This is a genomic window from Oleiphilus sp. HI0079 (assembly GCF_001635105.1).
The window spans coordinates 1-13,938 of record NZ_LWFT01000584.1 but is presented as its reverse complement, the minus strand read 5'-3'; the positions used below and the strand labels follow the sequence as shown (position 1 = coordinate 13,938).

Here is a 13,938-nt window from a genome sequence, read left to right as displayed (position 1 = left end):
GCAAGGGCAAAAGGCAAACTTTTGCCCTTTTTTGTCTATGGGCTTAAGCGCCTTTATTAGGCGTTTACACAAATCAGCACAAGTAGGTAGTAGTTATGGCAAATGTATCATCTATCGGGATAGGTTCTGGTGTTTTGACCAGTGATCTGATTGATCAGTTGGTCGGCGCTGAGCGAGAGCCTACGGAAAAACGCTTAGACGCAAAAGCAGAAGCCGTAACAGCTGAGCTTTCTTTGTTTTCTAAGATTCAATCTGCAGTGACGGATCTACGTCTTCCTGCACGTACACTTTCTAACTCCGCGACATTTAACGAGTTATCGGTGACGAGCAGTAGCAGTGCGTTTACGGCTTCGGCGGGGAGTTCTGCGTCTGCAGGCTCATATACCTTGGAGGTATCCTCGCTAGCAAAGTCACAATCCCTTAGTTCTGCAGCTTTTGCAGACAAAGATACGACTGAGTTAGGCGAAGGAAAGCTTGCATTTACGATTGATGGAAAGACCACCACCATTACCATTGATGCAACCAATAATACGCTTGAAGGTATCGCCTCGGAGATCAATTCGGCGAGTGGTTTGGATGCAAGCGCAACGATCATTAATAACGGTAATGGCTTTCAGCTCGTCATCAGTGGAAACAAAACAGGAGCTTCTAATTCTATAGATATATCTGTTACGGATGATGGCGATGGTAACAACACGGATAATCTGGGACTTTCAAGCCTGTCATATACCGCGGGCGCTCAGAATCTCACGCAGAACCAAGCAGCTTCCGATGCGGCATTTGAATTCAATGGCATCCCTATTACGCGCAGCACTAATACGGTTGACGATTTGGTTGAAGGCTTGACCATCAATCTGACGGGAACAAATGAGAATTCGCCGGCTACTTTGAAGGTAGCGCGTAACGAAGACTACGTTGTCGAAAAGGTTCAGGAGTTCATTGAGAAGTACAACGCGCTTAGGGAGCTCATCGTTGAGAACTCCCAGATAGATCCGGGTAATCCTTCTGCAGCTGGACTTCTTGTTGGTGATTCGACGACTAGAACGATCACGAGCCAGATCAGAAATATCCTTGGTCGGCCAATTGCGGGGCTTGAATCTGATCCAATTCGAAGTTTAGCCGAGGTCGGAATTACAACTTCTCGTGAGACCGGAAACTTGATCTTTAATGAGTCGGAGTTTCGGACTCAACTGCAGACGAACACAGAATCCGTGATTGGTATTTTTGCCGATCAGGGAAGAGCGAGCGATAGTCAGGTCGAATTCTTTAGCGCTGGCCAAAATACCGTTCCTGGTAGTTATGAGCTAAATATTACGCAAGTAGCGACGCGCGCGAGTCTGACGGGCGGTTCTGCGTTAGCCGCCTCGACAGTGATTGATGCCGATAACGATGAGTTATCAATTAGTGTGGATGGCTTTAGCTCCGCCACGATTAGTTTAGCTGCCGGAACGTATACGCAGACTGAGCTTGCTGCGGAGATACAGTCCAAGATCAATTCTGACGCGACGCTGTCAGGCATCGGGGCGTCTGTTACTGTTAGTGTTGATGGGAGTGGGGCCTTGAGCATCACTTCTGACCGGTATGGTAGTAATTCAAAGCTAGAAATTACTACCGTTGATACAAACACGACTACAGCACTTGGTTTATCTGTTGCTACGGCCGCAGACGGTGTAGACGTGGCAGGTACGATTAATGGTAAAGCAGCAACTGGAGAAGGTCAGATACTAACCGGAGCCGACGGCTCTGATGTTGAAGGTCTTTCTGTTCGAATTAATGGTGGTCAAACAGGAAATCGCGGTGATATTAGCTATATTGAAGGGGTTGGAGAGCGCTTAGTTGACGCAATTACTAACTTTTTATCTGTAGATGGAACGATTACTGCTAAGAATGAGAGACTGAACGCTGAGCTTGAGTCGATCGCGGAGTCTAGAGCTCGTCTCAATGAGCGATTGCTCAATCTGGAAACGCGATTGGCAAAGCAGTTTACGGCAGCAGATATTTTGATTGCGCGACTAAACAGCACACAAGATTTTATCAAGGGTCAGCTAGAAGCTTTGGCTGGCATTGGTAGTAAAGAGTAATGGAGAGTAAAGAATGAAAGCACTAAATCAGTATGCGGCTGTAAATACGCAAACGAGTGTAGTCGATGTAGATCGTCATAAATTGATTCAGCTGCTTTACGATGGCGCCTTAGACCGAATAAACACAGCTAAAGCTCGTATCCAGGCAAAGGATTACGAAGCTAAGAATAAGTTGATAAGTAAGACGATTGACATTCTGGCAGGGCTGCGAAGTTTCATTGACGACTCACAGTCATCTGAGCTCGCCGAGAACCTCACTCAGTTATACACATATTGTGAGAATCGACTACTCGAAGCAAATATGAAGAACGACATCGCAATACTAGAGGAAGTTGCAAGTCATATTCATACGGTACGAGACGGTTGGGTTGGAATTAGAAACGAGGTCTTAGAAAAAGATCTTGTTTGATTGGCCAAGCAAAGTTTATCAAAAAAAGGCAGCCATCTGGCTGCCTTTTTCATGTCATTTGCGGCAGTTATTGTCCGCCCCGTATAGAGTTTTCGAGTGCTTGAATCCTTTGATCTAGTGGAGGATGCGAGAGGAATAGAGATCCCAGTTTAGAGTGTCTGAACCCCGAAATGCCGAATGCAGTTAATTGATCAGGCAATTCAGAAGATCCGTGGTTTAGTTGTAATTTTTTCAGCGCAGCGATCATTTTGTGGGTCCCTGCCAAATTGGCGCCGCCAGCGTCTGCTCTATATTCTCGCTGGCGAGAGAACCACATAACAATCATGCTTGCTAAGATTCCGAGAATAATCTCAGCGATAATCGTCGTTACCCAGTAGGCGATGCCATGGCCGCGTTCGTTTTTGAAGACAACGCGATCAACAGTGTGGCCAATCACTCGACTAAAAAAGATGACGAAAGTGTTTACCACGCCCTGAATCAGGCTAAGCGTTATCATGTCGCCGTTCGCAACGTGGCTCACTTCATGTGCGAGTACAGCCTCCGCTTCGTCCTGTGTCATGTTGTTCAATAGTCCAGCGCTGACAGCCACCAACGCTTTATTTCGATTAGCACCGGTTGCAAACGCATTGATTTCTGAACCAGGGTAGATCGCAACTTCAGGCATGCCTATGCCTGCTTGCTTGGCTTGTCGTGCAACGGTATTCATTAACCAGCGCTCTGTCGGCGAGGATGGTTGTTCGATGACTTTTGCGCCCGTTGTTTTTTTCGCTATCCACTTTGAGATGGCTAGTGAGATGAACGATCCGCCGAAACCGAATACAGCTGCAAATAGCAATAACGAGTTCAGGTTAAGGTCGACACCATTGGCGTCTAAAATGCGTTCAAAGCCGAGCAGCCTTAGAGTAATGCTTAGTACTAGGATAATGGCGAGGTTAGTCGCTAGAAAAAGAAAGATTCGTTTCACGTTTGTCTCCGAAGCAAGGTTCTTTCAATAATATCTGGGCGCGTGGCGTTATTAAAAGGTCTAGCGGTGTCGATTCTTCTTAATTTTCGCTAACCTTTTCCGGCAATGAAAAAGAGCGACTGTCGTCGCTCTTTTTTAGTCTTTGGCTATAAACTAAATCTTATGACTCAATCAGTCTAGTGCCAATATCAATCTTGCGTGGCTTCATCGCCTCGGGGATTTCCTTTACTAGATTGATTTGAAGTAGGCCGTTCTTGAGATCTGCATCAACAACTTTTACATGGTCAGCTAGTTCAAACGTGCGTTCAAAGTTTCGAGCGGCAATGCCCTGATGTAGAAACTTTCGACCTTCTTGTTCGGACGTTTGTTTACCCTTGATCGTTAGCTTGTTGTGTTCGCTCGTGATCTCAATATCGCTTTCGGCGAAGCCGGCAACGGCTAAAGTAATTTGGTATTTGTCTTGTTCAATCACTTCGATATTGTATGGAGGATAGCCAGTATTTTTGGCTTCGCCCCGTGTGGCGTTCTCTAGCATGTTGAGTACGTGATCATAGCCGATAGCAGTGCGATAAAGTGGTGAAAAATCGAGTGTTCTCATGATGTTATCCTCATAAAGCAATAAGTGGTTCGATAACCCGTCAGGCGTTATCTATTAATGGGGCGATCCGGTTTCGGCATCGCCCTCTAAGGATAAATATTGAGACCCTAATAGATTTTTCAAGGGTAGGGGGAGAAAAATGCGGGTTGGCTATTGTTCGATGATTGCGCTCGTATCTTCCCCATCAAAAGCATTGAGCAAGGCAGGTAGTAGTTGATCGACCTCTAGCGCCATGATTGCAAAACCTGCATCAAATTTTTCTGCAGCGTCTTCTGCGGACGTGTCATCCAACTTATCCTGCATCACATCTAGAAACTTCACGCGTTTTACACTCAGGTCGTCACCTAGCACAAAGCTCATTTTCTCTTCCCAAGTAATCGCTTGTTTCTTTACTTGAAAGCCGAGAGCTTTATTTTGCTCTATATGCTCTTTGCCCAAAGCCATACCTTTATACTTAACGCTAGCCTTGTCTTCGCCGGCAGACTCCAGTTCAGACTCTTCATTTAGAACAAATCCCGTTGGTGGGTGGGCTTCTTCGGCTAGCCAACTTGTCATAATCGCGCTTGGTGCACTATTAACTGAAGGTACGCGGACCGGAAGTGAGCCAATGGAGTTTCTTAAGAAGCTAGTGAGCTCATCCGCCAGATTTGGAGATGACGTGTTAAGAACCATGTAGCCACCAGTTTTGCATATATAAGCGAAGTGACGAACAGTTTTTGTGAACGCGCGAGGGAGAAGGTCTTGCGTAACGAGCTCCTTCATTTCCGCTTTTTCTTTGCGTGTTACTTTTCGGTGTTGCTCAGCTTCGATTTGGTTTGCTTTGATGCTTACCTGCTCATTTACCACCGTTGCAGGTAAAATCCGTTCTTGCTTTTTGAGGCAAAGCATCCAGTAGCGATCACAAACGTGGATTAGGGGCGCGCCATCTTTATCGATAGGGCTGTCCCAACCTAAGCTTTGTGGCTCTTGGCCGTTACAAGGTTTGAACCGGTTTTGATCCAAAGCGTTTTCAAGAGAATCGAGATCGAAATCTACGGGTTTTGTGAAGCGATAAAAGAATAAATTTTTGAACCACATACTCTGCTACTGTTAGTTTTTAGTGATTGATCTGATCATCAAGCGAGTTAACAACCAGATTCGGTGAATAAGTTGAAGCGTGATGTTTTAACAACTTATACTGGCCAGCTATTATGCGACTTCATATTCGCATTTGCCAAAGCTTAAACACAAAATAGCGATTAAATACTTTTTATAAATGATTGATAAATAATCAGATGTTGATCCGAAATGTGCAGTTGTTAGGTACTGAAGGTTGTCACTTGTGTGACCTTGCGGCCTCTGTGCTTGGAAGCTTCAACTCGGTGATGGAGTCGCATAATTTTAGCTTGAGTATTGAGTTAGTTGATATTTCAGCTTCTGAGGCCATGGTTGAGCGGTATGGTGCACTGATACCGGTTGTGATTGATGTGGGCTCTGGTAGAGCACTTTCATGGCCGTTCGATGAGCAAGCCGTTTATGAGTTTTTGCGTGTTTGTGATGGCGCTGTTTAGTTATTATTTAAGGAATCTCAATGTTTTTTTTGCTTTCACCTGCTAAGACCTTGGACTTCGAAAATGCGGCCTCTACGGATGAGTTTACTCAGCCGCGGATGCTTGAGGATGCAAGCGAGCTTAATCGAACTGCGCGCAAACTTTCATCGCAAGATATTAAAAGCTTGATGGGTGTAAGCGATAAGATCGCCGATTTGAATGTAAAGCGATTTCAGGAGTGGTCTACTCCGTTCGACGTACAAAATGCAAAGCAGGCCGCTTATGCATTTAAAGGGGATGTTTATACAGGTCTCAATATTGAAACCTGCGGTTCGGAGGCAGTCGAGTATTTACAGAGCAGTGTAAGGATTCTTTCTGGTCTTTATGGTCTTCTGCGACCGCTAGATCTAATGCAGCCTTATCGGCTTGAAATGGGTATAAAGCTTGAGAATTCGCGTGGGCCTAATCTTTATAAGTTTTGGGGGACAAAAATCTCAAGTTTGCTTAATTCTGATGTGGGTGCGGCGTCTGATGCAGTGGTTGTAAACCTTGCATCTAATGAGTACTTCAAGGCAGTGGATATGAAGATGTTGACCGCTCGCGTTGTTACGCCGGTATTTAAAGATCTCAAAAATGACACGTACAAAATCATTAGTTTTTATGCAAAGAAAGCGCGTGGATTGATGGTGCGCTACGCAGCAGATAATCAAATAGCCGATGTTGATGGCCTGAAAGCATTCGACTATGAGGGGTATTATTTTAGTGAAGAGGACAGCAAAGGCGATACATGGGTGTTTTTAAGAGACCAAGCACCAAAATAGTTTTGTCTATGCTTTTGCGAGACGTCGTTTACTGGCGTTGTTGGTTCTTGTAAATCACCTTTTTACCGTTGATAGGGCATGTTTAGCGTATGAAAAAAGCCGGGCTTTCTTCGTTTCTGCTTCCTCCACGGGCAGGGCGTTTGGGTTTAAATATTCTTGGTGGGGCTGCGCTCATAGAGTCTGTTCATCAGATGCCAAATCTTTCGAAAATCTATGAGCGTGAACTAAATGATTATAGATCTTTTCGTTTTTGGGTGAGGGATCTCGTTAAATCTTTGAATGTCAAACTTGAGGTATCTGGAAGTCCTGTTGAACAAGGAAATCTTTGCGTCGCAAACCATGTTTCGTGGGTAGATACCGTGATTTTGAATAACGCGGTTCCTTTGGCTTTTGTTTCTCGTCATGATGTCGAAGAGTGGCCTTTTGTCGGCACGTTTACTAGGCGAATGGGGTCGATTTACGTCGATAGGAGTAATAAGTTTCAGGCATATCGAAGCATCCCGGCGCTTGAGCAGCGCCTATCTCAAGGCCGTTCTGTTATCGTTTTTCCCGAGTCTACAACAACTGATGGTACAGAGTTGCTCCCGTTTTACGGGATGTTTATTGAGTCTGCTGTGCGTGTTGGTTGCTATGTTCAACCGATTGCATTGAAATACACGGATGCAAAGGGTTATCTGCTACGCGAGGCAGCTTACGCCGGAGACGACAGCTTTGGTGAGACGTTGGCGCGTATTCTTAAGCAGCCAAAAGTCTATGCGCATGTGAGTTTTTTGGATCCAATCGATGCGCGCAAGCATGATCGTAAAAGTATTGCTGCTATGAGTAGAGAGCGTATAAAGCTTGCTCTTGGAATTTAGCTGACCTCTGTTTTCGGGAGAGTTTTGGCTGTTGAGAGACGCAGCTTTATAAGAGCTGGGATAAAAAAAGCCGCTCTATTGAGCGGCTTTTTTGTGCAAAACAGATCGTCAGCTTACTTCTCGTAATCGCGCTTGTCATAGCCTTTGTAAAGTTGGCGTGGACGACCAATACGATAGTTTTCGCTAACCATCTCGTTCCAGTGTGCAAACCAGCCAATTGTTCGTGACATTGCAAAGATAACTGTAAACATAGATTCTGGAATGCCAATGGCTTTCAAGATGATTCCAGAGTAAAAGTCTACGTTAGGGTAAAGTTTCCGCTGAATGAAATACTCGTCTTCAAGAGCAATTTGCTCGAGGCGTTTTGCGATCTTAAGAAGAGGGTCATTCTCTAAACCTAAAACGGTAAGCACTTCTTCACATGTCTCGCGCATAACTTTGGCTCGAGGGTCGAAGTTCTTATAGACGCGATGGCCGAATCCCATAAGGCGGAACGGGTCGTTCTTGTCCTTGGCTTTGGCAACGAACTCGTCAATGTTAGCAACGTCACCGATCTCATTAAGCATACTTAGAACGGCTTCATTTGCACCGCCGTGTGCTGGCCCCCACAGAGCTGCGATACCTGATGCGATACACGCAAAAGGATTTGCACCAGTAGAGCCGGCTAGACGAACTGTCGAGGTTGACGCGTTTTGCTCATGGTCGGCATGAAGCATAAAAATACGGTCCATCGCGCGAACAATTGCAGGGTCAAATGAGACATCTCCTGCAGGAGTGCTGAACATCATGTGAAGGAAGTTCTCAGCGTAATCTAGGCTGTTGCGTGGATAGATGAACGGTTGTCCGATGGAGTATTTGTAGCACATCGCGGCGATCGTCGGCATCTTCGCGATTAGGCGGAATCCGGCGATCTCACGGTCTTTAGCGTCGGAAATATCCATAGAGTCGTGATAGAACGCGGACAATGCACCAACGACACCGCACATGATCGCCATCGGGTGAGCATCGCGACGAAAGCCTCGGAAAAACTGGTGTACTTGGTCGTGAACCATTGTGTGGTTGCGCACAGTGGCGCGGAATGACTCACTCTCTTCTTTGGAAGGAAGTTCTCCGTGAAGGAGTAGGTGGCATAACTCGAGGTAGTCGGAGTTTTCAGCTAGCTGATCGATTGGGTAGCCGCGGTGTAGAAGAACACCCTTGCCGCCATCAATGTAGGTGATTGATGACTCACATGCCGCTGTGGAAACGAACCCTGGGTCATAAGTAAACAGGCCTTCGGACACAAGGCCGCGTACGTCGATTACGTCAGGGCCTACTGTGCCGGAATACATTGGTAAGTCGATGGTTTTACCATCTACCAATAACTGAGCCTTTTTATCAGTCATTGCGCTCTCCTATTGCTCAATACTACCCAAAGCGATGGCTTCGCTCCGGTTTTTATGGTGTTCGGACTATTATTGCAAAACGCTGCTATCGCGTCACTAATACTAATGTAGCAAACGGTGCGAAGCATTGTTATTGCAAGGTTGTTGCTCGAGCGATTTGAAGGTTTTGGGCTGCTTAGCCCCCTAGTATCGTCAGTGGCGGTTCACTATAGGGGGTTAGCCATAATTGTCAATCGTCGCCGCTATAACTAGCCTGAATAACCATAAAAATTAATACTTTGTTTGTGTTTGTTGTCCTGCCTCAATATAATTCTGGCGCCGAATCACAGCTGTTTTTCGCCGCTTGACGATTCTGTACTATGGTTGCTCGCAACCAACGTCGATGTGCAGTGATATAAAATTGATTTTCATGCGTATCGTTTCCGCCAGTTAAGCGTTTTGTCGCTTGTCACTTTAAATGAGAGAAGAGAGCCGTGGAGAATAAAAGACCAGTCAATCTAGATTTGACTCAATTTAGCTTCCCTTTGCCTGCGCTTACTTCGATTGCGCACCGTATTACCGGTGTCGCTTTATTCGTAGGTTTGGTGTTTTTAATGTATGGACTGGATTTGTCCCTTCAAAGCGAAGAAGGCTTTAATCAGGCCAAAGCCTTATTGGATTCGTTCTTGGCGAAACTGATCATTTGGGGAGTTGTCTCCGCATTGCTCTATCACTTGGTCGCCGGAATCAAGCATTTGATTATGGATACAGGTGTTGGTGAAACTCTAGAGGGCGGTTTGCTTGCTGCAAAAGCAACGATCGTCATCTCTGTTGTACTAATTGTTCTCGCTGGAGTATGGATATGGTAGCTAGTGTTACGAGCTTGGGTCGAAATGGCCTCTATGATTGGCTGATTCAGCGATTTACAGCTGTAATTTTGGCGGCCTACACAATTTTTATTTTGGGGTATTTGGTTCTTAACCCTGATTTGAGTTATGCGCAATGGAGTGGTTTATTCGATTGTACTCCGATGCGTATATTTTCTCTTCTAGCTCTTTTCTCGATTGGCGCCCACGCATGGGTTGGTCTTTGGACTATTTCTACTGACTACATGAAGGCGACGGGTGTTCGAGTTATTTTTCAAGCTGTATGCGGTGTGGCGATGTTCGCCTACGTCGTGTGGGGCGTTCAGATTTTGTGGGGGTAGTCTAAATGAAAGGATTAAGGACGCTAAACTACGATGCTATCGTAATCGGCGGCGGCGGTTCCGGAATGCGTGCTGCATTGCAGCTAACAGAGTCAGGCGTTAAGACTGCTTGTATCACGAAGGTGTTTCCTACTCGTTCCCATACGGTATCTGCGCAAGGTGGTATTACCTGTGCGATTGCGAGCGCGGATCCAAACGATGATTGGCGTTGGCACATGTACGACACCGTTAAGGGGTCGGATTATATTGGTGACCAGGACGCGATTGAATACATGTGTTCTGTCGGACCGCAAGCCGTATTTGAACTAGATCATATGGGATTGCCTTTCTCGCGAACAGAAGAGGGTCGTATTTATCAGCGTCCTTTTGGTGGTCAGTCTAAGGGGCCGGATGATCCAACTCAGGCTGCGAGAACGTGTGCTGCCGCGGATAGAACCGGCCACGCTCTTCTTCATGCTTTGTATCAAGGCAACCTTAAAGGTGGCACTACTTTCCTCAATGAGTGGTATGCCGTAGATCTTGTTAAGAACCAGAAGGGCGCAGTTGTTGGCGTAATCGCAATCTGCATTGAGACTGGTGAAACGGTCTATGTGAAGGCGAAAGCAACGGTAATGGCTACGGGTGGGGCAGGCCGTATCTATCAGTCAACGACGAATGCCTTGATTAACACTGGCGACGGTATGGGTATGGCATTGCGTGCTGGGTTCCATGGCCAAGACATGGAAATGTGGCAGTTCCACCCAACCGGTATTTATGGTGCAGGTACTCTGGTCACAGAGGGTTGTCGCGGCGAGGGTGGTTACCTGATTAATAGTGAAGGTGAGCGATTCATGGAGCGATATGCTCCAAATGCGAAGGATCTTGCCGGTCGTGATGTTGTTGCTCGCTCTATGGTTCTCGAAATTCTTGAGGGCCGTGGGTGCGGTCCAAATAAAGACCATGTCTTGCTTAAGCTTGATCACCTAGGTGAAGAGACTTTGAATCTTCGTCTTCCGGGTATCTGTGAGCTTTCCAAGACGTTTGCCCATGTCGATCCTGTTAAGGCGCCGGTTCCAGTTGTTCCTACGTGTCATTACATGATGGGCGGCATTCCTACCAATATTGGTGGTGAGGCGATCATGCAGAATCCGGATGGAACGGATCAGATTATTGAGGGTCTATACGCTTGTGGCGAAGCGGCATGCGTATCAGTGCATGGTGCGAATAGGCTTGGGGGTAATTCGCTTCTTGATCTTGTTGTGTTTGGTCGCGCAGCTGGTTTACAAATAGAGAAGTCGATTCGCGAAGGTTTGACTCATGATGAGGCAAGCGATTCCGATATAGAGAGTGCCTTAACTCGCCTCAATCGTCTTAACAGCTCTTCTAGCGGTGAAAGTTCTGTCGCGATTAAAGAAGACCTTCAGAAGACGATGCAGCTATACTTCGGCGTATTTCGTGAGGGAGAAAGTATGCAGAAAGGTCTCAAGCTGCTTGATGAAATCGGAGAGCGCCTCAAGAACGTATACTTGGACGACAAGAGCCAGGCTTTTAACACCGCGCGGATTGAGGCTTTGGAACTCGACAACCTCTATGAAACTGCAGTGGCGACGGCGATTAGTGCTGAGGGGCGTAAGGAGAGTCGAGGAGCGCATGCTCGCAACGACTTCACTGAGCGTGACGATGAGAACTGGCTGAAGCATTCTATCTTCAACCCGGTCACGAAGGAGTTGACTAAGCGGGACGTTAATTTCGCACCGAAAACCGTTGAGGCTTTCCCGCCTAAAATACGTTCTTACTAGGAGATATCAATGTTAGTTAGTATTTATCGATACAATCCTGAGAAAGACCAAGTGCCTTACATGGAAGATGTTGAGGTTGAGATTCCTGAAGGTAAGGATTTGATGGTTCTGGATGTATTGCATCTTATCAAGGCGAAAGACTCTTCTGTTTCCTATCGTCGTTCTTGCCGCGAGGGTGTTTGTGGTTCTGATGGTTTGAACATGAACGGTAAGAATGGTTTGGCATGTATCACTCCTCTTTCAGAGGTGGTGAAGAAGGGTAAATTGGTCATTCGTCCACTGCCGGGTCTTCCAGTTATTCGCGACTTGGTTGTAGATATGTCTATGTTCTACAAGCAGTATGAGAAAATTAAGCCGTTTTTGATCAATGATACACCGCCGCCTGCTATTGAGCGTCTTCAGTCACCAGAAGAGCGCGCTAAGCTAGATGGTTTGTACGAATGTATCTTGTGTGCGTGTTGCTCAACGGCTTGTCCTTCGTTTTGGTGGAATCCTGACAAGTTTGTCGGCCCGTCTGGCTTACTTCAGGCTTATCGCTTTTTGGCAGATTCGCGTGATACAGCAACCTCAGATCGTTTGGCTGAGTTAGATGATCCGTTTAGCGTATTTCGTTGTAGAGGGATTATGAATTGTGTCAATGTTTGTCCGAAGGGCTTGAATCCGACGCGAGCTATCGGTCATATTAGGGGAATGCTGATGCAGCGCTCAACCTAGGATGTAGCGTTATACTTTCGTCTAAAAACCGCTCTATTGAGCGGTTTTTTTGTTTACAGCATCTTAATAAAGCCTGTCTTTCTGACAAAAATGGCTATAATAACTGTGATCTATCGCACTTTTACGCCAAGATTATCCAGGTGGGCGTGAAAGTTAGATTTAGAACGGGTTTGCTGCTTACAAGGCGGCAATTTTGTGTTCATTACCAGGAGAAGGTTTCGCCCTTATCAAGGAAGCGTACCCGCTGTTGTTCGCGTATTGCGTGTGCGGTGCGATTTTTTTGGGTGTTCCTGGTTCGCATTTGATGCTAACAAGGCGACCAATTAATGCAAGAAAACAACATGGAGCTGCTGTGGCGAACATCGCATTTGTCCGGCGGCAACTTAGTGTATGTTGAACATTTATACGACTCTTATTTAAGTGATCCTAACAGCGTCCCTGAAGAGTGGCGCTCTTACTTTGATCAACTCCCTCGCGTTAACGGCTATTCTAACAAAGACGTCCCGCACTCTACGGTTAGAGAGCAGTTTCTTCACATCTCTAAGAACAAAGCCCTTTCAGCAAGTGGCACCGCTCCCGCTAGTGCCGTTTCTGAACATGAGCAAAAGCAGGTAAAAGTTCTTCAGCTGATTACAGCTTATCGTATTCGTGGTCACCAAGTTGCTAAGCTTGATCCGTTAGATTTGATGAAACGTCAGGAAATAGAAGATCTTGATCTTAGCTATCACGGATTGAGTGAGGCAGATCTTGATACCGAATTCCAGACAGGTAGCTTGGCGTTTGGTGATGAGACCTTGCCTTTGCGCGAGATTCTTGATGGTTTGAAAAGTACTTATTGCGCGTCTATTGGTGCGGAGTATATGCATATCGTTGATACCAAGGTTCGTTCTTGGTTTCAGGCGCGTCTTGAGTCCGTCCGTGGCAAACCTGACTTTGAGCGGGATACACGAATTCACTTGCTTGAGCGACTAAGTGCTGCAGAGGGTTTAGAGAAATACTTGGGATCTCGTTACCCTGGTACAAAGCGGTTTGGTCTTGAGGGTGGTGAGAGTTTAATTCCGTTAATCGATGAATTGATTCAGCGTGCAGGCGGTTACGGTGCGAAAGAGATTGTCATCGGTATGGCGCACCGTGGCAGGTTGAACGTCCTTGTTAATACGCTCGGTAAGAATCCGAAAGATTTGTTTGATGAGTTTGATGGTAAGAAGTTGGTAGACACTTCTGGTGATGTGAAGTACCACCAAGGTTTTTCTTCGAACGTGATGACCCCTGGCGGCGAGGCGCACCTTGCTCTTTCATTTAATCCATCTCATCTAGAGATTGTGTCTCCGGTGGTTGAAGGCTCGGTCCGAGCTCGACAAAATCGCCGAGAAGATGTGGTTGGTAATACCGTTTTACCGATTATCATGCACGGTGATGCTGCTTTTGCTGGTCAGGGCGTTGTAATGGAGACATTTCAAATGTCTCAAACACGCGGCTACAGGACAGGTGGCTCGGTGCACATTGTGATCAATAACCAAGTTGGTTTCACCACCAATAAGCAAATCGATGCACGCTCGACAGAGTACTGTACTGATGTTGCAAAAATGATCCATGCTCCTATATTGCACGTCAAT

14 protein-coding genes are annotated in these 13,938 nt (G+C 46.3%); 10 read left to right on the top strand and 4 right to left on the bottom strand.

Annotated elements, in window-relative coordinates:
• Nucleotides 1-95: 95 nt before the first annotated feature.
• Nucleotides 96-2,081 (top strand): flagellar filament capping protein FliD, encoded by a 1,986-nt coding sequence (gene fliD / locus A3750_RS09910; RefSeq protein WP_068458719.1) that lies wholly within the window; start codon nucleotides 96-98, stop codon nucleotides 2,079-2,081.
• Nucleotides 2,082-2,094: 13 nt separating this feature from the next.
• Nucleotides 2,095-2,490: a flagellar export chaperone FliS gene (fliS, locus tag A3750_RS09905; protein ID WP_068458720.1), complete on the top strand. Its 396-nt coding sequence runs from the start codon at nucleotides 2,095-2,097 to the stop codon at nucleotides 2,488-2,490.
• 67 nt (nucleotides 2,491-2,557) lie between these two features.
• On the opposite strand, the gene htpX is transcribed toward fliS, so the two are convergent.
• From htpX to A3750_RS09890, 3 genes are all read right to left on the bottom strand, one after another.
• Entirely contained in the window at nucleotides 2,558-3,454 is an 897-nt protein-coding gene (htpX, locus tag A3750_RS09900; RefSeq protein WP_068458721.1) for a protease HtpX, read from the bottom strand.
• A gap of 160 nt (nucleotides 3,455-3,614) precedes the next feature.
• Nucleotides 3,615-4,052 (bottom strand): Hsp20 family protein, encoded by a 438-nt coding sequence (locus A3750_RS09895; RefSeq protein WP_068458722.1) that lies wholly within the window; start codon nucleotides 4,050-4,052, stop codon nucleotides 3,615-3,617.
• 150 nt (nucleotides 4,053-4,202) lie between these two features.
• A complete protein-coding gene (locus A3750_RS09890) occupies nucleotides 4,203-5,129 on the bottom strand; it encodes a recombination-associated protein RdgC (RefSeq protein ID WP_068458723.1) in 927 nt (308 codons plus the stop codon).
• 197 nt (nucleotides 5,130-5,326) lie between these two features.
• On the opposite strand from A3750_RS09890, the gene A3750_RS09885 reads away from it, so the two are divergent.
• The 3 genes from A3750_RS09885 to A3750_RS09875 all read left to right on the top strand — a co-directional run bounded on the left by A3750_RS09885 (nucleotide 5,327) and on the right by A3750_RS09875 (nucleotide 7,259).
• Nucleotides 5,327-5,602 (top strand): glutaredoxin family protein, encoded by a 276-nt coding sequence (locus A3750_RS09885; RefSeq protein ID WP_068458724.1) that lies wholly within the window; start codon nucleotides 5,327-5,329, stop codon nucleotides 5,600-5,602.
• A gap of 20 nt (nucleotides 5,603-5,622) precedes the next feature.
• The gene (gene yaaA, locus A3750_RS09880; protein WP_068458725.1) at nucleotides 5,623-6,402 is read left to right on the top strand and encodes a peroxide stress protein YaaA; all 780 of its coding nucleotides are present in this window, start codon (nucleotides 5,623-5,625) and stop codon (nucleotides 6,400-6,402) included.
• An 89-nt stretch (nucleotides 6,403-6,491) separates the two neighbouring features.
• Nucleotides 6,492-7,259 (top strand): 1-acyl-sn-glycerol-3-phosphate acyltransferase, encoded by a 768-nt coding sequence (locus A3750_RS09875; RefSeq protein ID WP_068458726.1) that lies wholly within the window; start codon nucleotides 6,492-6,494, stop codon nucleotides 7,257-7,259.
• 113 nt (nucleotides 7,260-7,372) lie between these two features.
• Here the strand turns inward: A3750_RS09875 and gltA are convergent, their stop codons facing one another.
• Nucleotides 7,373-8,644 carry a citrate synthase gene (gene gltA / locus A3750_RS09870; protein ID WP_068464244.1) on the bottom strand — a complete coding sequence of 424 codons (1,272 nt, stop codon included), beginning with the start codon at nucleotides 8,642-8,644 and terminating at the stop codon, nucleotides 7,373-7,375.
• Between the two features lie 473 nt (nucleotides 8,645-9,117).
• Between gltA and sdhC the strand changes: the two genes are divergently transcribed.
• The 5 genes from sdhC to A3750_RS09845 form a co-directional block, all read left to right on the top strand.
• On the top strand, nucleotides 9,118-9,492 hold the full coding sequence (gene sdhC / locus A3750_RS09865; RefSeq protein WP_068454138.1) for a succinate dehydrogenase, cytochrome b556 subunit: 375 nt from the start codon (nucleotides 9,118-9,120) through the stop codon (nucleotides 9,490-9,492).
• Nucleotides 9,486-9,830, top strand: coding sequence for a succinate dehydrogenase, hydrophobic membrane anchor protein (gene sdhD / locus A3750_RS09860; protein ID WP_068454135.1), 345 nt, complete (start codon nucleotides 9,486-9,488; stop codon nucleotides 9,828-9,830). Before sdhC ends, sdhD begins: the two co-directional genes overlap by 7 nt.
• 5 nt (nucleotides 9,831-9,835) lie before the next feature.
• On the top strand, nucleotides 9,836-11,608 hold the full coding sequence (gene sdhA, locus A3750_RS09855; RefSeq protein WP_068454133.1) for a succinate dehydrogenase flavoprotein subunit: 1,773 nt from the start codon (nucleotides 9,836-9,838) through the stop codon (nucleotides 11,606-11,608).
• 9 nt (nucleotides 11,609-11,617) lie between these two features.
• Entirely contained in the window at nucleotides 11,618-12,322 is a 705-nt protein-coding gene (locus A3750_RS09850) for a succinate dehydrogenase iron-sulfur subunit (protein ID WP_068464241.1), read from the top strand.
• A 326-nt stretch (nucleotides 12,323-12,648) separates the two neighbouring features.
• Nucleotides 12,649-13,938, top strand: a 1,290-nt coding sequence (locus A3750_RS09845; protein WP_255374876.1) for a thiamine pyrophosphate-dependent enzyme, incomplete at its 3' end; no start/stop codon positions are given.

What these genes read in the sequence shown, in the direction of transcription:
- fliD (WP_068458719.1), top strand. Translation starts at nt 96, where the DNA reads ATGGCAAATGTATCATCTATCGGGATAGGTTCTGGTGTTTTGACCAGT.
- fliS (WP_068458720.1), top strand. Translation starts at nt 2,095, where the DNA reads ATGAAAGCACTAAATCAGTATGCGGCTGTAAATACGCAAACGAGTGTA.
- A3750_RS09895 (WP_068458722.1), bottom strand. Translation starts at nt 4,052, where the DNA reads ATGAGAACACTCGATTTTTCACCACTTTATCGCACTGCTATCGGCTAT.
- A3750_RS09890 (WP_068458723.1), bottom strand. Translation starts at nt 5,129, where the DNA reads ATGTGGTTCAAAAATTTATTCTTTTATCGCTTCACAAAACCCGTAGAT.
- A3750_RS09885 (WP_068458724.1), top strand. Translation starts at nt 5,327, where the DNA reads ATGTTGATCCGAAATGTGCAGTTGTTAGGTACTGAAGGTTGTCACTTG.
- yaaA (WP_068458725.1), top strand. Translation starts at nt 5,623, where the DNA reads ATGTTTTTTTTGCTTTCACCTGCTAAGACCTTGGACTTCGAAAATGCG.
- A3750_RS09875 (WP_068458726.1), top strand. Translation starts at nt 6,492, where the DNA reads ATGAAAAAAGCCGGGCTTTCTTCGTTTCTGCTTCCTCCACGGGCAGGG.
- gltA (WP_068464244.1), bottom strand. Translation starts at nt 8,644, where the DNA reads ATGACTGATAAAAAGGCTCAGTTATTGGTAGATGGTAAAACCATCGAC.
- sdhD (WP_068454135.1), top strand. Translation starts at nt 9,486, where the DNA reads ATGGTAGCTAGTGTTACGAGCTTGGGTCGAAATGGCCTCTATGATTGG.
- sdhA (WP_068454133.1), top strand. Translation starts at nt 9,836, where the DNA reads ATGAAAGGATTAAGGACGCTAAACTACGATGCTATCGTAATCGGCGGC.
- A3750_RS09850 (WP_068464241.1), top strand. Translation starts at nt 11,618, where the DNA reads ATGTTAGTTAGTATTTATCGATACAATCCTGAGAAAGACCAAGTGCCT.